Source organism: Bacillus sp. PS237 (assembly GCF_037963345.1).
GTDB classification, from domain to species: Bacteria; Bacillota; Bacilli; order Bacillales; family Bacillaceae; genus Bacillus; species Bacillus subtilis.
On the sequence record NZ_CP150156.1, the window covers coordinates 1,856,381 to 1,871,309 of the forward strand.

Genomic DNA, 14,929 nt, shown 5'->3' on the forward strand with positions numbered 1-14,929 from the left:
TTTGCTCGTATTTCCGCTTTTCAAAGCAATCGATTTGTGGTATACACATGCAGGGTTTGGTATGATAATACTACTGCCCAATATGCAAAAGAAAGGAACATCCATTTGAACGAACAAGAAACGATTCAGGAGAAAGCCATTTTAGTCGGATGTCAGCTGCCGCATATCACGGATGAGCATTTTGAAAATTCTATGGAAGAGCTAGCATCTCTGACGAAAACAGCAGACGGAAAAGTACTGACCAGCGTCACACAAAAACGGAACAGGGCTGACGCCGCTACATATATAGGAAAAGGGAAGGTAGAAGAGCTGAAGGCACTCGTGGAAGAGCTTGAAGCTGATCTCCTCATCTTTAATGATGAACTGTCGCCAAGTCAGCTGAAGTCATTGGCAACAGCAATTGAAGTGAAGATGATTGACCGCACGCAATTGATATTAGATATTTTTGCAAAGCGGGCGAGAACGAGAGAAGGCAAACTTCAAATTGAGCTGGCTCAGCTGCAATATGCACTGCCGCGTCTGACGGGACAAGGGATCAACCTTTCCCGGCAAGGCGGAGGAATTGGGGCAAGAGGTCCCGGGGAAACGAAACTGGAAACCGACCGCCGCCATATCAGAAATCGCATTCATGAAATCAACACACAGCTTTCCACTGTCATTCGCCATAGAAGCCGATACCGTGAAAGAAGAAAGAAAAACGGTGTGCTTCAAATTGCGCTTGTCGGCTATACAAACGCAGGGAAATCAACATGGTTCAACCGCCTGACGAGTGCTGACAGCTATGAAGAAGACCTCCTGTTTGCCACGCTGGACCCGATGACCAGAAAAATGGTCCTGCCAAGCGGCTACAGTGTTCTTCTTTCAGATACAGTAGGATTTATTCAGGATCTTCCGACGACATTGATTGCTGCATTCCGCTCAACGCTTGAGGAAGTAAAAGAAGCGGATTTAATTCTGCATTTAATTGATTCTTCAAATGAGGATTATGCGGGACATGAAAAAACAGTGCTTCGGCTGCTTGAGGAGCTTGAAGCAGATGATATCCCGATGCTGACGGCTTACAATAAACGTGATCAAAAACTGCCTGATTTTATACCGACCGCCGGAAGGGATCACATTATGGTCAGTGCGAAATTTGAGGACGACGCTGCAGCCTTTAAAGAAGCGATTCAGCGCTATTTGCGCCAAGAACTGTTAACGTCTTTTGAAGCACATGTGCCGGCAAGTGAAGGGAAGCTCCTTTCCAGAATCAAATCGGAAACGATGGTAGACCGCTTCTATTTTAATGAAGAAAATGAACAGTATGACATATCCGGCTATGTCCAAGAAGAGCAAAGTATCATCGGTGAATTAAAGAAGTATATGTAGGAAGGAAATATAAAGACATGTTTGACACATTAACACACGGAGAATTATTGAAGAAAACGGCAATGGAAGTGGAAGCGGACATTGCCGGCATTCATAAACAAATAGAAGAAATCAGCGAGCGAAATGAGTGGAGAGTGCTTCAAAGCTATAGAAAACACAAAGTAAGCGACACTCATTTCACGCCGTCTACTGGATACGGCTATGATGATATCGGAAGAGACACGCTTGAAAGCATATATGCGGATGTGTTTGGCGGAGAAGCGGGGCTTGTAAGGCCGCAAATCATTTCAGGCACACATGCCATCTCAATTGCTTTGTTCGGTGTCCTCAGACCGGGGGACGAGCTCCTTTATATCACGGGCAAGCCGTATGATACGCTAGAGGAAATTGTGGGCGTCAGGGGTGGAGAAAACGCTGGTTCGTTAAAGGATTTTCAAATCGGCTATAATGCGGTTGATCTGACGAAAGACGGAAAGATAGACTATGATGCAGTCGCCGCTGCGATCAATCCGAAGACAAAAGTAATCGGCATTCAGCGCTCAAAAGGATATGCGAATCGCCCTTCTTTCTTAATTAGTGAAATAAAAGAAATGATCCGTTTTGTAAAAGAAATCAATGAAAATCTGATCGTCTTTGTGGACAACTGTTACGGAGAATTTGTGGAAGAGCTTGAGCCTTGCCATGTCGGAGCCGACCTGATGGCGGGATCTCTCATTAAAAATCCCGGCGGCGGCCTTGCGAAAACAGGCGGCTACCTCGTCGGAAAAGCGAAATGGATTGAAGCTTGCTCATACCGTATGACGTCACCCGGCATCGGCAGAGAAGCGGGGGCATCTCTTTACTCGCTCCAAGAAATGTACCAAGGCTTCTTTTTGGCGCCTCACGTTGTGTCTCAAAGTTTAAAGGGAGCGGTGTTTACAGCGAGATTCCTTGAAAAACTCGGCTTCACTTCAAACCCGAAATGGGATGCGAAAAGAACGGATTTAATACAATCCGTTGAGTTTTCTGACAGAGAAAAGATGATTGCTTTTTGCCAGGCTATTCAATTTGCATCGCCAATCAATGCTCATGTGACGCCTTATCCAGCCTACATGCCTGGATACGAGGATGATGTCATTATGGCAGCAGGGACGTTTATTCAAGGAGCAAGCATCGAATTATCAGCTGATGGCCCTATCCGCCCGCCGTATGTAGCGTATGTTCAGGGAGGATTAACCTATTCGCATGTGAAGAATGCCATATGCAGTGCAGTGGATTCATTGATGCAAAAGCAATTAATTTAAATTTTTTAAAAATTTCTCTGGATTTGATGTTAAGAATCCTTACATCGTATTGACACATAATATAACATCACCTATAATGAAACTAAGTTAAGAAAAGGAGGAAATTGAGATGAGTGATAATATTCGCCGCTCAATGCCTTTATTTCCAATAGGAATTGTCATGCAGTTAACTGAGTTATCAGCAAGACAAATTCGATATTATGAGGAAAATGGACTGATATTTCCAGCCAGAAGTGAAGGAAATAGACGATTATTTTCATTTCATGATGTAGATAAACTGTTAGAAATCAAGCACCTGATAGAACAAGGTGTAAACATGGCAGGAATTAAACAGATTCTGGCGAAAGCCGAAGCCGAGCCAGAACAAAAACAAAACGAGAAGACGAAAAAACCAATGAAACATGATCTGTCCGATGACGAACTGAGACAGCTCCTGAAAAACGAGCTCATGCAAGCCGGCCGTTTTCAAAGAGGGAATACATTCCGTCAAGGCGACATGTCCCGCTTCTTTCATTAATCCGTTAGCAACTGTTTTGCTATATACATTTACCTTTTAAGAGGAGGAATTTTACCAAATGGCAAAGTACACTAGAGAAGATATCGAAAAATTAGTAAAAGAAGAAAACGTGAAGTATATCCGCCTTCAATTTACTGACATTCTTGGAACAATCAAGAATGTTGAGATTCCTGTAAGCCAGCTTGGAAAAGCGCTTGATAATAAAGTCATGTTTGACGGTTCTTCTATTGAGGGATTCGTTCGTATCGAAGAGTCAGACATGTACCTGTATCCAGATCTAAATACATTTGTTATCTTCCCATGGACAGCTGAAAAAGGTAAAGTAGCACGTTTCATCTGTGATATTTACAATCCGGATGGCACACCTTTTGAAGGTGACCCGCGAAACAACTTAAAACGGATTCTGAAAGAAATGGAAGACCTCGGCTTCAGTGATTTTAACCTTGGGCCTGAGCCTGAATTCTTCTTATTCAAATTGGACGAAAAAGGCGAGCCGACGCTTGAACTAAACGACAAAGGCGGATATTTCGACTTAGCTCCAACTGATTTAGGAGAAAACTGCCGCCGCGATATCGTACTTGAGCTTGAAGAGATGGGCTTTGAAATCGAAGCGTCTCACCACGAAGTAGCACCTGGTCAGCACGAAATCGACTTTAAATATGCTGGAGCAGTCCGCTCTTGTGATGACATCCAAACATTTAAACTAGTTGTCAAAACAATTGCCCGTAAACACGGCCTGCATGCGACATTTATGCCAAAACCATTGTTCGGTGTAAACGGTTCAGGTATGCACTGCAATCTATCACTCTTCAAAAATGGTGTTAACGCATTCTTTGACGAAAACGCAGATCTTCAGTTAAGTGAAACAGCGAAGCACTTCATTGCAGGTATCGTGAAGCACGCAACAAGCTTTACAGCAGTAACAAACCCGACAGTAAACTCTTACAAACGTCTTGTTCCTGGCTATGAAGCACCTTGTTATGTAGCATGGAGCGCGCAAAACAGAAGCCCGCTTATCCGTATCCCGGCTTCTCGCGGCATCAGCACACGTGTTGAAGTACGCAGTGTAGACCCAGCTGCAAACCCATACCTTGCACTTAGCGTATTGCTTGCTGCAGGATTAGACGGAATCAAAAACAAACTGGAAGCGCCGGCTCCAATCGACCGCAACATCTATGTGATGAGCAAAGAAGAGCGCATGGAAAACGGAATCGTTGACCTTCCAGCAACACTTGCGGAAGCACTAGAAGAATTCAAATCAAACGAAGTCATGGTCAAAGCGCTGGGCGAGCACCTATTCGAACACTTCATCGAAGCAAAAGAAATCGAATGGGATATGTTCCGTACACAAGTTCATCCTTGGGAGCGCGAACAATATATGTCTCAGTATTAATCTCTCAATCCCTTGGCACTATTGGTGTCAGGGGATTTTTTGATTATTTTACAATTTAATATAAATCACAGATCACCCACAAAACACCCACAAAAAATCAATAAAAAATTACTCCATAATTGTGGAGATATAATCTTCGTACTTATTCATTGAATCCCTATCAATCTTTTTGCTGATGTGTGAGTAAATATCTGACGTAACTTGAATACTTTTATGACCCAGTCGTTCTTGTACATATTTCATTGAAGCACCTGACTCAAGGAGCAAAACAGCATGTGTGTCACGAAGAGCATGAATAGGGAGTTTTTCTAGACCAGCTTTATTTAGTATTCGGACAAAAGCATTAAACAAGGACGATTTAGGTAAATGTGAACCATCTTTGCGAGTGAAGACTAAGTTAAGGTCATGGTTATAGATCTCATTAAGCTGAAGTTTATCTTCGTTTTGTCGTTTTCTAAGTTCGTGAAGTTCATTTATCAACCTTTGATCAATAGTAATAATACGTCTGGATGTATAAGTCTTAGGGTCGCCAAATAATTCATCTTTTGAAGCTGCTTTAAAATCTAGAGTTTTAGAAATTGAGATGGTTTTATTTTTTAAATCAATATCTGACCACTGTAAAGCAGCAGCCTCGCCTTTGCGCATGCCAGTATTTATGAGTGTTTTAAAGAAAATATAGTACATATAACCATATTCATATGCTACACGTAAAAAAAGAGGTATGTCATCGCTATTGATAAACTCCATATTGTATTCTCGTTTTTTATTTGTTTTAATTTCGATACCATAACAAGGATTTTTTTCGAGCTTTCCTAATATTACTGCTTTCTCCATCGCATTTCGCATTGTTCCATGGATAATTTCGATGGTTCGTTTACTATATTTTTGTTCGCAAAGGTGGTTGATAAATTTTTGGTAGAGGATTGGTTTTATGTCTTTAATATCAATGTCTTTGAAGTACGGAATGATATGATTATTTATATTTCGTTTATGTAATTCAAAAGTGTTTTTGCGCACTGATCCTAATTTATATTCTTTTAACCAGTCTTGCAGATAATTTTTAAGATAGTAGGGGTGATTATCCAATTCAAGATCATTAAAAATTCGTTTTTCTGTTTCAGCTGCAGCCAATTGAGCCTCTTTTTTTGTAGAAAAACCACGCTTGGACTTTTCTTTAAACTTTTGATTGATAGGATCTTTGTAACGAATTCTATATTCCCATGTTCCATTTGAATGTTTGCGAAAACTCGCCATAATTATGATCACCTCTAATAAGAATGTGTGTTCGATTTTTGTGTAAATTTTTTTACGCTTGAAAGGTTTCGAACATTTCGATCACCCCTAAGGGTTGAAAGCAAATTGTTAGTCCGTTTACCTCTTTAAAATAACCGTACTCTTCAATATATCTTTTAAGAGCTTCGTCCAAGAATTTTTCTGTTACATTAAGAAACTCAGCGAGTTCATAACGATTTTTTATACCTGCTTTATGGGCTTGAATAATTTTATTTAGTGGCACTAATTTTTTGTAAGCCCAATTTCTAGCTCTCAATTCTTGTTTTCTGTTTTGTACGGTTGACTGATCGAGTATTTGGCCAGCAGTTGTAAAGTGATGTCCTAATTCTTCAGCTAGAACCTCTCTTTTTTCTGTATTCGATAACTTTTTATTTATCCAAACAATTCCATCTGAATATAAACCTTTTATTCTTCGGCTGAGTTTCCTTTCGAATACTGTTACTGTATCTTCTGATTCAATTAAAAGGTTTTCATAACTCATTTATAGACTACTCCTGATTGTTTTTTCTTTTTGATTTTACAAATTCTTTAAAGCGACGAATCTCCTCGAGCTCTTCTTCAGTCCAATCTTCTCCATCGTGATGCGCAGCAATGGTCTCTACGTCTTCATGGATTTTAAATTTAAAAGGTTTGACCTGCATATCAGATATACCTACTAAATAATCGGAGGATACATTAAAGTAATCAGCAAGGATCCGTACAATTTCCATTTTTGGATCTGATTGTCCGTTTTCATACCGAGATATCATGCTTTTACTGATACTTGTCTCATATTTTTTATTTAATTCTAAGACCAATTCATTTATGCTTTGCTTGTTTTTATCACGTAAAGATTTCAACCTTTCACCAAATACATTCATTCTTTTATCTTCTCCTATTCGATATTCCTTGTATGGGAATATTTTATAATATGTGTTCCTTAAATGCAACATTTTATCCAAAAATGATTCCGCATTAGGAACATTTTTTGTTGACACAGAAAATAAAGTGTTTTATATTTGAGTTGTTCCTTAATCGGAACGGAAGGAGGCGGTGATTTGGAAACTAGAAATAGACAACCATACAATAAAATCAAAGCATACTTTGTAGAAAATGAAATTAAGCACAAAGACGTGGCCGCTTTATTAAAAGTGAAGCCTAACACTATTAGTAAAAAGTTAAATGGTTTTGGCGGGGACTTTTCTCTAGAAGATGCAAAAAAGATGCATTTTCATTTTGGCGTACCGATCGCCTATTTTTTTGAACCTGTTGTTCCTAAAAAGGAACGATGGCTTATATCATAAGGGAGTGATTCGGTGTTATCTGTTCAAGTAAATGAAGAACAAATTAAGCAGCTTTGTATTCAAAAAATTGAAGAGAAATTGAATGAGGCCAGAGATTCATACACCTTTTGGGATATGAAAGAGCTATGTAGACAAACAAATATGAGTCTGAATTTTATCAAGGAGACTTTCTTTTATGATGAAAGGTTTCCGAAATATCGTGTTGGAAAGAAATGGCTCTTCCCAGAGAAACAATGCAAAGAGTTTTTACTCAAATGGCTTTCAGAGCAACCAAGAAATTAAATGGAAATATCAACAGAACTATATTCAAACAGGAGTATTAAACTAATTTAAACGAAATGCAGGTGGGAAAATGAATGAAAGTTTGAAGTTGAATGACATTAAAATAATAAATCCGGAACCGGACTTAGATATTGAAGCATCTTACAATTTCATTGATTTTTTGTTCAATAGTGGACCGCTTTTCGCGTTTTCAAAAAATCCAAGTGATAATTCAGGCTTGAAGTTTGAAATAGCAAAAAAGACACAGCCGTTAAAAGGCCGTGTGATGCTTGAGTTTGTAAGCTCAGAAAAAGAATACTGCGTACATATGTGCGAAGCTGAGGAACAAGAAATAATTGAAGTTCGACACAGGGAAATGGAAAGAATGGAGGCTACAACATGAATAGCACTTTGAAATTAATTGAAACAAACGGGCAGTATCTCATTGATAGTCGGGATGTTGCTGAATATATAGACAAACGACACGACCATCTTTTGAGGGATATCAAGAAATATATTGATGTAATTTCAACCAACCCAAATTTGGGGGCGTTAGATTTCTTTGTTCCTTCGACTTATCAGGACAATAAAGGACAGGTAAGACCTCATTATCTTCTAACAAAAAAAGGCTGTGAAATGGTTGCAAATAAAATGACGGGTGAAAAGGGCGTGTTATTCACAGCTGAATACGTTACAAGATTTAATGAAATGGAGCACCACTTACAAACTGGTTATTCACAGTTAAGCCCACAGTTACAACACATGATCCGTCTTGAGCAAAAACAGAACGAGCAGGACAAACGCTTAGGCAGACTTGAAGACAATTTGAGTATCGACTCCTTTCAACAAAATGTTATCCAAAAGCAAATTAAAAAGCGTGTTTATGAAATACGTGATAGATACGATGACAGCCCAGAGGGGACACGTCGCCTATTTTCAAGTATTTACCGCAATTTTAGAGACGCTTTCGCAGTGCCTTCATACAGGGATTTAAGAAAGTTAGATTTTGAGGATGCTAAGGCATGGATTAAAACATGGCGGCCGTTAATTTAGGAGGATGAGAATATGAATAAATTTGAGTTTTATAGTCGTGTAAAAGCTTTAAAAGTAGAAGTGAATCATGTAACGAAGGAATTTCATGCTTTCATCAATGACACATACAAAGCCTTTTGGCGTGGTGTTGATCATATCGCGGAATCTAATTTGATGTATTTGTTTGTTGGCATGACTGCGGCGGATATTCCTGAAAAAGTGAGTCAAGACCTACGTAAATTTTTCAACGTAGATAAAATTATGTCTGTTTCAAAATATAGTCCATATAACGCCTTGGTGTGGATCAAACGATTACAGCGGGAAATGAATCGCAGAGAAATCACCGCTTCTAAATATCGCAAACGCTTGTGGTCTATTTTAGCCGAGCTTGAGGATTTAGAGGCAGCGAATGAATCTACAGGAAAAATGGGTGGAAATTCCATAGCTGAAATTAAGCAAGAAATTGAAAAAGCCGTTAAATTAAGTTCCTCTTATCCAGAAAGCCTTGAAAAGCATTTAGTCTTGTCAATGGGTTTCTGGAAAATGAAAAAGAATGATTTTTTATCTCTTCTCTCTATAGACCATAGCAAAGAAAGAGCGGCTGAAATTAGAAACACAATTGATAATATGCCGGATGTAATAGATTTTGAAAGGTTCATGCTTGAGGTGTTTGTGAAAAATATAGAGTCGCCAGATGATGATGTTTTCTTTGATATTTTCTATAGAGGTGTAATGGATCGAATCATAAGCGGGGAGATAGATACTTCAAAAATATTACACGAGGTTATTAAAGAACCGCTTCCGGTGTATAAAGCCGAAAAAGACGAATATGGCCGCATCACCTCAATAGAGAAGGATCGGCCAAATCTCACATTACTCTAAGATGCAAGAGTCTAAACATACGTCAAGAAAGAGTGTTGCAGCACTTTTTCTTGATTTATTCAGATAGACAATACCATGACTTAACGAAAATATCAATCTAATAAATCAAATGCGAGGAGAGTTCAATTATGAAATTAATGGGTACGCCTACTAAAATAGCTGCTATTGGTGAACAGATCGGGGCGGATATAAATAAAACGACTGTATGCGGTAAGTATTACGACGCTGGCATGGTTACTATGCTCAAATTGATAGCGACGAAGGCTTTACATGATCCATTAGACAGTGACAAAGAGAGTATTGAATGGTCACAAAAAACAACCAGAGCAAATGAACGAATGAATAAGCTTTATGCATTGTTAAGCGAGAAGCTGCCGACGGATTTAAAGCCGCTTTTGCAGGACTTTGACGAGGTTTATTCAACAAAAGCAGCATATGAAAGCGAGGATGCTTTTATATCAGGATTTATTGCCGGTTTCCGTTATCTCATGGGAGAAGTGGCTTATAGCGATGAATTGAATTTTTACAAGTAAAAGGTGATTTTAATGATTGGTTGGATAAAGCTTCATAGAAAAATACAAGATCACTGGATTTATCAGGAGAAAAGAAAGTTCTCAAGATATGAGGCTTGGCTTGATCTCCTGATGTTGGCCAACCATAAAGACAATAAAGTCCTTTTGGGTAATGAGCTGTTGCTTGTTGAAAAAGGCAGTTTCATCACTTCGGAACTCAAATTGATGGAGCGTTGGTCCTGGGGAAAAGGGAAGCTGAGAAGTTTTTTAGAAATGCTAGAATCGGACGGAATGATTATTAGAAAAACGGACCGCAAAAAAACCACCATAACCATATGTAATTACAGCGTTTATCACGATTCCGAAGAAACAAACAGACCACAAGCGGACCACGAACGGACTATGAACGGACTGTCAGCGGACACAAACAAGAATGATAAGAATGTAAAGAATGAAAAGAATATAAATACTTCTCGTCTCAAATATGAAATTTGCGACATGGAGAATGCGGAATTTTTGTTTGAAGAAATTCTCAAAAATAATCCCGATGCTAAAAAGCCAAATCTTGAAAGATGGGCAAATGAATTTAGGTTAATCCGAGAAAGAGATAAACGGACAGACAAACAAATCAAATACTTAATTAAGTGGTCACAACAGGACAGCTTTTGGAAAACCAATATCCTAAGTCCATCTAGCCTTCGAAAACAGTTTGATAGGCTTGTGACCAAGATTAAGAGCGATAAAGAACAGGAGACAGCAAAGAGACCTGTTGTACCTAAAGGAGAGGAGTTTAATTTGGATGATTAAAAAACAAACCTTTGAAATCATGTCTCTTATCAAACAATATTTTGATCACTTTGAGATTACACAAGAAAAGATTGATTCTTGGCATGAGCTTTTACAAGAAGCTGAATACGAGGAAGTACGCCGCAATCTAATCAACTTTTGCCGATTGAATAAGTTTCCGCCGAAGGTTGCAGACTTGTTGAATGCAAAGCCTGCAACAGTTGACCGGATGAATGCTATTCCCTCTGTAGAGGAAACAAAAGAGTATCTTGCGAAAATGGCTGCTCCTAACGAGCTAACAGATCAAGAGCGGGCATCCATAGAGAAATCAAAAGCAGAAATCAGACGAATGCTTGGGATTGGTGATTAAATGGACACGAACCAATTTTTATACAACATAGATGCGGAGCAGTCCTTTTTAGGGGCGCTCCTTTTAGAGCCTGAACTAATAAAAGACAGTCGGATTAAGCCGCTCCATTTATCGCAGTTCAAACATAGAAATCTATTAGCTGCGATGATTGAACTAGATTCTAAAGGCATCCCGATAGATTTGGTTGCAATCGTGGAGCAAGTAGGACGTGACAACTTAGGCAGCGTTGGCGGGCACAAATATTTATCCGACTTAACTGAGTCGGTGCCGACCACCGCCAATATTTCTTTTTACGAAAAGCTTATATTTGAGTATTGGCAAAAAAGAGAAATGAGCAAGATTGCCGAAGAAATTAAGCAAAATGCCGTTCATGAAGATGTGTCCACAACTATTCAAACTAGCATATCCAATTTAATGCGTTTAGAAGACGCCACAGGCGATGAAGAGGACGGGGTAATACAAAATGACCTATTAGACATTTACGAGGAGCTAGCGACCCCAAAAGGGGAAATTACCGGTATGCGAAGCGGCTTTGCAGAGCTTGACCGAATGACGTCAGGTTTTCAAAAGCAAGAATTGGTCATCATTGCCGCTCGGCCATCTGTCGGGAAAACTGCTTTTTGCTTAAACGTTGCGGCTAATTTTATGGGGAGTTCATTAAATCAATATAGCGGCGGCGCAGTAGGTATTTTCTCTCTTGAAATGTCACGTAAGCAGCTCTTAAAAAGAATGGCTTCAATTCTCGGAAATATCAATGCAGATGCGATGCGTACGGGAAATTTGACAGCGAATGACTGGAACAAGCTTTCACAAGCAAATGGCATTCTTGGTTCTGCTGATCTAAGAATATTTGACCGCCCAGGTGTCACAGTAAATGAAATATGGTCAAAGGCAAGGAAAATGAAACGGGAGTATGCTGGCAAAGATATCTTAATCATTATTGATTATTTGCAGCTGATTACAGGATCAGCAAAACATAGGGGGAACAGAACACAGGAAATAGGCGAAATAAGCCGCATGCTCAAGCATATGGCCCGAGAGTTAGACATTTGTGTGATTGCTCTTAGTCAGCTTTCAAGGGGCGTTGAACAGCGGCAGGATAAGCGCCCGATGATGTCTGATATTAGGGAATCAGGGCAAATTGAGCAGGACGCGGATGTCATAGGGTTTCTTTATCGGGACGATTATTATGACAAGGAAAGCGAAAGTAAAAACATCATCGAAATCATTATTGCAAAACAGAGAAACGGTCCTGTTGGTACTGTCTCACTGGCGTTCATTAAAGAATATGGATTGTTCTTAAATTTGGAGCGCAGATTTGACAGTTAGAGATTGGTATCGAGAAGCACTGCAGCATAATTACTATTCTCTTATTCTACTGATAGAGTTTTTGGTTTATGAGAAGAAAACCATAAGGCTGCAGGATCCGGAACAGGCGCTTAATTTTTATTTGCAGGAAAGATTTAAGGATAAAATGAACGCTTATTTGTTGGCATACGAGCAGCGGGTTAAAAGGAGGGAAACAGTTTGAGATTAATCAATTTAGATCATATAATTGAAAGAGATAAACTTGTCATAGACACGAAACAGCACGATTGTTTTGCGGTTATTCTATCCAATGGAGTTGCGAGGATGGTCCCGCTCCCCACATATGGGGAAACAAAAATCATTACAAACCAAGGCAAGGTCACCCGTGTTAAATGGGATGAAGGTGAATTGTTTAATTGAATACAGGTCCAAGACGGAAAACCTGCGGACACTGAACCTACAGCGCTAATGCTTTAGTTAAGTGTCCGTTGGCAGCTTCATTCTGTTAAATTTAAAGAGGGCGTGCATAAAGGGCTGTCCAAGTTCCGTCACTTGCTAGCCATGCATCTTTTAAGTACCATTTATAAGGGGCGAAGGGAAGTATGTTAGGGATAACATCACGGGATTTCCAGCCACCGACTTTCATAGTTTCTATGTCTTGCGCTGTTATTGCGTGATTGTTTGAACTTGAAACTTTAGGACTTTCAGCAAAAGCTGGTGATGCAGAAACTAGTAGAACTAGAGACAAGGCGGAACCAGTTAAAACTTTTTTTAATTTCATTTTGAAATCCTCCCTTTATTTTTTAATACAACTGTATTATCACACTGTTTGGGAACTTTGTCCAAGTAAATTAATGTTAATTTTTTGTGAACTAAATAATAGTCCAAGACGGAAAGCCTGCGGACACTGAACTTACAGCAATAACGCTGTTTGTTTGGTGTCCTTTTTTATTTTGAAATATCAGGAGGTAAATATGAATCAAATGATATTAAACCTGCCTCAGATTGACGAAGAAGCCACTAAAGCAAAAGCAGAGAAGTTGCTAGATCAATACCGGTTATATCTCTTACAGGTGCCAGATGATTTTTTACCAAAGGTTACACCCACTTATAGCATTGTTCCGCCGAGTATTACGAATGAATTTCATTCTTCGACAGAAGATGCAGCGTTAAAGCGTCTTGATTGGGAGATTCAGCGTGATAAATTCCTAAAAAGGATTCAAAGGGCTGTTAACAGGCTTACTCAAAGAGAACGGCAGATCATTGTCATGCTTTATATGCAGCCAGAAGAAATGTATGACTATGAAGTATATGGAGAAATGGACCTGAGCGCGCGTAGCTATTATCGTGCAAAAGCAAAAGCTCTCTATCGGCTGGCATTTGCTCTAAGGGAAGAGGTTTATAAAAGAGTGTTGCCAGTTAAAGAATGAATTCAAGACTTATCTATATGGATAAGTCTTTTTCTTTGAATTATCTCTTGAGCTCCTCAAAATAAACAGGTGTGTAATTCATTTTAGGGGTATGGCTTAAAAATAGAGAGGACAAGGGGTTGGCAGAGTTCGCCGAGTTGCACATAAAATATATGGGTAATTTTTGAATTGCGTGGATATGTATATAAGTGATGGTTAATTAATTCATATTTTTGAGAACTTGGGACGAAAATTCCTTGTGTGGATCACTGCTAGTGTACATATTATCTATTGCCTTTATGATGTAGCGGATATTGAAAAGGATGATATCAAGGAAAGCCCACTGGTTTAGGAGATAGGAAAAATGTATTTAGTGATTTATTAGCGAAAAAGTATAGGTGATTTTTCTCATTTTCTTTATCGAATAGTTAAGGTACACAAACACATAAAGTGTTTTATTAATAACATGTGTATTAATGAAAGGAGGGAGAAAGATGAACTTAGCTCAGGCGAAACTGATGGAAAACTTAAAAACATTAAATATGCAAAATGTAGTTGACCTGATTAATGATGGGGCAGACAAAGAAACTGTACTTGAAGCGTTTCTAGATAAGGTCATTGAAGAAGACGTAAACTTTAGAAGTAAATTTCAAAGTATGATGTTAATTTATAAAAATAAAGAAAATTTAGGGGAAAATTATTACTCAGCCATAAAACAAATCACTACAAGCGCTTTAACTAATTCGAAGTACGGCACAGCTTTCAAATTATTGTTGAAGAATTTGAATGTAGCCGAAAATGTAAAAGACTGTGGTTGTAACTAAGAAAAAATTTAATAAAAAAGGAGTGACAATAATATGGGTTTAAAAGATATAGAGGTAAATTGTGATAATACTCTTGTCCCTTCTACTCGTGATTTCTATGAATATATTTACCAGCCTTGTAATGGTACAGAAAGTATCTACTTTGAAGATTTAACTTGTAAAGAAGCGGAATACTCAGTGCAAATTTCGAGCTTTAGTTACCCACCGTGTGTAATGACAGCTATTATTGAATTTCACGACGGTAAAGTAGTTGAACGCGTTATTCCAGGAAGCACTACGTTTAGTTTTTTTTCAGAAGACTTAAAAAGAATCTCAATAAGAGGTGATGGAAGTTATACCGGTAGGTGTTCTGGATTATTGATATTAGAGGAGATCTTTTGTGTGAACTAATCTATTACTTTGGTGAAG

The 14,929-nt window shown here is 38.8% G+C and carries 22 protein-coding genes; 18 read left to right on the top strand and 4 right to left on the bottom strand.

Features of this window, described 5'->3' with window-relative positions:
- Positions 1–105: 105 nt before the first annotated feature.
- From hflX to glnA, 4 genes are all read left to right on the top strand, one after another.
- Complete coding sequence (gene hflX / locus NST22_RS09340; protein WP_003245432.1) at positions 106–1,368, top strand: GTPase HflX; 1,263 nt, start codon at positions 106–108, stop codon at positions 1,366–1,368.
- Positions 1,369–1,385: 17 nt separating this feature from the next.
- Positions 1,386–2,651 carry an aminotransferase class I/II-fold pyridoxal phosphate-dependent enzyme gene (locus tag NST22_RS09345; RefSeq protein WP_003245218.1) on the top strand — a complete coding sequence of 422 codons (1,266 nt, stop codon included), beginning with the start codon at positions 1,386–1,388 and terminating at the stop codon, positions 2,649–2,651.
- Positions 2,652–2,760: 109 nt separating this feature from the next.
- Positions 2,761–3,168: a transcriptional repressor GlnR gene (gene glnR, locus NST22_RS09350; RefSeq protein WP_003238341.1), complete on the top strand. Its 408-nt coding sequence runs from the start codon at positions 2,761–2,763 to the stop codon at positions 3,166–3,168.
- A gap of 58 nt (positions 3,169–3,226) precedes the next feature.
- Positions 3,227–4,561, top strand: coding sequence for a type I glutamate--ammonia ligase (glnA, locus tag NST22_RS09355; protein WP_003231737.1), 1,335 nt, complete (start codon positions 3,227–3,229; stop codon positions 4,559–4,561).
- A 108-nt stretch (positions 4,562–4,669) separates the two neighbouring features.
- On the opposite strand, the gene NST22_RS09360 is transcribed toward glnA, so the two are convergent.
- From NST22_RS09360 to NST22_RS09370, 3 genes are read right to left on the bottom strand one after another with little or no spacing between them, the layout of a single operon-like run.
- Complete coding sequence (locus tag NST22_RS09360) at positions 4,670–5,815, bottom strand: site-specific integrase (RefSeq protein ID WP_019712257.1); 1,146 nt, start codon at positions 5,813–5,815, stop codon at positions 4,670–4,672.
- 52 nt (positions 5,816–5,867) lie between these two features.
- A complete protein-coding gene (locus NST22_RS09365) occupies positions 5,868–6,335 on the bottom strand; it encodes an ImmA/IrrE family metallo-endopeptidase (protein WP_019712256.1) in 468 nt (155 codons plus the stop codon).
- Positions 6,336–6,342: 7 nt separating this feature from the next.
- Positions 6,343–6,714 carry a helix-turn-helix transcriptional regulator gene (locus NST22_RS09370; protein WP_019712255.1) on the bottom strand — a complete coding sequence of 124 codons (372 nt, stop codon included), beginning with the start codon at positions 6,712–6,714 and terminating at the stop codon, positions 6,343–6,345.
- 177 nt (positions 6,715–6,891) lie between these two features.
- On the opposite strand from NST22_RS09370, the gene NST22_RS09375 reads away from it, so the two are divergent.
- The 11 genes from NST22_RS09375 to NST22_RS09425 all read left to right on the top strand — a co-directional run bounded on the left by NST22_RS09375 (position 6,892) and on the right by NST22_RS09425 (position 12,708).
- Positions 6,892–7,137: a helix-turn-helix transcriptional regulator gene (locus tag NST22_RS09375; protein WP_019712254.1), complete on the top strand. Its 246-nt coding sequence runs from the start codon at positions 6,892–6,894 to the stop codon at positions 7,135–7,137.
- Positions 7,138–7,149: 12 nt separating this feature from the next.
- Positions 7,150–7,419 carry a hypothetical protein gene (locus tag NST22_RS09380; RefSeq protein WP_019712253.1) on the top strand — a complete coding sequence of 90 codons (270 nt, stop codon included), beginning with the start codon at positions 7,150–7,152 and terminating at the stop codon, positions 7,417–7,419.
- Between the two features lie 70 nt (positions 7,420–7,489).
- The gene (locus NST22_RS09385) at positions 7,490–7,801 is read left to right on the top strand and encodes a hypothetical protein (protein ID WP_019712252.1); all 312 of its coding nucleotides are present in this window, start codon (positions 7,490–7,492) and stop codon (positions 7,799–7,801) included.
- On the top strand, positions 7,798–8,451 hold the full coding sequence (locus NST22_RS09390) for a Rha family transcriptional regulator (protein WP_019712251.1): 654 nt from the start codon (positions 7,798–7,800) through the stop codon (positions 8,449–8,451). The genes NST22_RS09385 and NST22_RS09390 overlap by 4 nt, the downstream gene beginning before the upstream one ends.
- 12 nt (positions 8,452–8,463) lie before the next feature.
- Positions 8,464–9,312 (top strand): hypothetical protein, encoded by an 849-nt coding sequence (locus NST22_RS09395; RefSeq protein ID WP_019712250.1) that lies wholly within the window; start codon positions 8,464–8,466, stop codon positions 9,310–9,312.
- A gap of 128 nt (positions 9,313–9,440) precedes the next feature.
- Positions 9,441–9,845 carry a DUF6809 family protein gene (locus tag NST22_RS09400; RefSeq protein WP_019712249.1) on the top strand — a complete coding sequence of 135 codons (405 nt, stop codon included), beginning with the start codon at positions 9,441–9,443 and terminating at the stop codon, positions 9,843–9,845.
- A 12-nt stretch (positions 9,846–9,857) separates the two neighbouring features.
- The gene (locus NST22_RS09405) at positions 9,858–10,631 is read left to right on the top strand and encodes a hypothetical protein (RefSeq protein WP_019846960.1); all 774 of its coding nucleotides are present in this window, start codon (positions 9,858–9,860) and stop codon (positions 10,629–10,631) included.
- On the top strand, positions 10,624–10,980 hold the full coding sequence (locus NST22_RS09410; RefSeq protein WP_019846961.1) for a replicative helicase loader/inhibitor: 357 nt from the start codon (positions 10,624–10,626) through the stop codon (positions 10,978–10,980). Before NST22_RS09405 ends, NST22_RS09410 begins: the two co-directional genes overlap by 8 nt.
- Positions 10,981–12,309 (top strand): replicative DNA helicase, encoded by a 1,329-nt coding sequence (dnaB, locus tag NST22_RS09415; RefSeq protein ID WP_212033921.1) that lies wholly within the window; start codon positions 10,981–10,983, stop codon positions 12,307–12,309.
- Positions 12,299–12,511, top strand: a complete 213-nt coding sequence (locus NST22_RS09420) for a hypothetical protein (RefSeq protein ID WP_019712245.1) — start codon at positions 12,299–12,301, stop codon at positions 12,509–12,511. Before dnaB ends, NST22_RS09420 begins: the two co-directional genes overlap by 11 nt.
- Positions 12,508–12,708, top strand: coding sequence for an XtrA/YqaO family protein (locus tag NST22_RS09425; RefSeq protein ID WP_019712244.1), 201 nt, complete (start codon positions 12,508–12,510; stop codon positions 12,706–12,708). Before NST22_RS09420 ends, NST22_RS09425 begins: the two co-directional genes overlap by 4 nt.
- Positions 12,709–12,799: 91 nt before the next feature.
- Here the strand turns inward: NST22_RS09425 and NST22_RS09430 are convergent, their stop codons facing one another.
- Entirely contained in the window at positions 12,800–13,069 is a 270-nt protein-coding gene (locus NST22_RS09430; protein ID WP_019712243.1) for a hypothetical protein, read from the bottom strand.
- 193 nt (positions 13,070–13,262) lie between these two features.
- On the opposite strand from NST22_RS09430, the gene NST22_RS09435 reads away from it, so the two are divergent.
- The 3 genes from NST22_RS09435 (at position 13,263) to NST22_RS09445 (ending at position 14,911) form a co-directional block, all read left to right on the top strand.
- Positions 13,263–13,718, top strand: a complete 456-nt coding sequence (locus NST22_RS09435; protein ID WP_020425113.1) for an ArpU family phage packaging/lysis transcriptional regulator — start codon at positions 13,263–13,265, stop codon at positions 13,716–13,718.
- A gap of 473 nt (positions 13,719–14,191) precedes the next feature.
- Complete coding sequence (locus tag NST22_RS09440; RefSeq protein WP_019846963.1) at positions 14,192–14,521, top strand: hypothetical protein; 330 nt, start codon at positions 14,192–14,194, stop codon at positions 14,519–14,521.
- Positions 14,522–14,554: 33 nt separating this feature from the next.
- Positions 14,555–14,911 (top strand): hypothetical protein, encoded by a 357-nt coding sequence (locus NST22_RS09445; RefSeq protein ID WP_019846843.1) that lies wholly within the window; start codon positions 14,555–14,557, stop codon positions 14,909–14,911.
- Positions 14,912–14,929: the final 18 nt, after the last annotated feature.

Bases quoted from the DNA above. Each gene is read 5' to 3' on its own strand.
- NST22_RS09345 (WP_003245218.1), top strand. From the start codon at position 1,386: ATGTTTGACACATTAACACACGGAGAATTATTGAAGAAAACGGCAATG.
- glnR (WP_003238341.1), top strand. From the start codon at position 2,761: ATGAGTGATAATATTCGCCGCTCAATGCCTTTATTTCCAATAGGAATT.
- glnA (WP_003231737.1), top strand. From the start codon at position 3,227: ATGGCAAAGTACACTAGAGAAGATATCGAAAAATTAGTAAAAGAAGAA.
- NST22_RS09360 (WP_019712257.1), bottom strand. From the start codon at position 5,815: ATGGCGAGTTTTCGCAAACATTCAAATGGAACATGGGAATATAGAATT.
- NST22_RS09365 (WP_019712256.1), bottom strand. From the start codon at position 6,335: ATGAGTTATGAAAACCTTTTAATTGAATCAGAAGATACAGTAACAGTA.
- NST22_RS09370 (WP_019712255.1), bottom strand. From the start codon at position 6,714: ATGAATGTATTTGGTGAAAGGTTGAAATCTTTACGTGATAAAAACAAG.
- NST22_RS09385 (WP_019712252.1), top strand. From the start codon at position 7,490: ATGAATGAAAGTTTGAAGTTGAATGACATTAAAATAATAAATCCGGAA.
- NST22_RS09390 (WP_019712251.1), top strand. From the start codon at position 7,798: ATGAATAGCACTTTGAAATTAATTGAAACAAACGGGCAGTATCTCATT.
- NST22_RS09395 (WP_019712250.1), top strand. From the start codon at position 8,464: ATGAATAAATTTGAGTTTTATAGTCGTGTAAAAGCTTTAAAAGTAGAA.
- NST22_RS09400 (WP_019712249.1), top strand. From the start codon at position 9,441: ATGAAATTAATGGGTACGCCTACTAAAATAGCTGCTATTGGTGAACAG.
- NST22_RS09405 (WP_019846960.1), top strand. From the start codon at position 9,858: ATGATTGGTTGGATAAAGCTTCATAGAAAAATACAAGATCACTGGATT.
- NST22_RS09410 (WP_019846961.1), top strand. From the start codon at position 10,624: ATGATTAAAAAACAAACCTTTGAAATCATGTCTCTTATCAAACAATAT.
- dnaB (WP_212033921.1), top strand. From the start codon at position 10,981: ATGGACACGAACCAATTTTTATACAACATAGATGCGGAGCAGTCCTTT.
- NST22_RS09430 (WP_019712243.1), bottom strand. From the start codon at position 13,069: ATGAAATTAAAAAAAGTTTTAACTGGTTCCGCCTTGTCTCTAGTTCTA.
- NST22_RS09435 (WP_020425113.1), top strand. From the start codon at position 13,263: ATGAATCAAATGATATTAAACCTGCCTCAGATTGACGAAGAAGCCACT.
- NST22_RS09440 (WP_019846963.1), top strand. From the start codon at position 14,192: ATGAACTTAGCTCAGGCGAAACTGATGGAAAACTTAAAAACATTAAAT.
- NST22_RS09445 (WP_019846843.1), top strand. From the start codon at position 14,555: ATGGGTTTAAAAGATATAGAGGTAAATTGTGATAATACTCTTGTCCCT.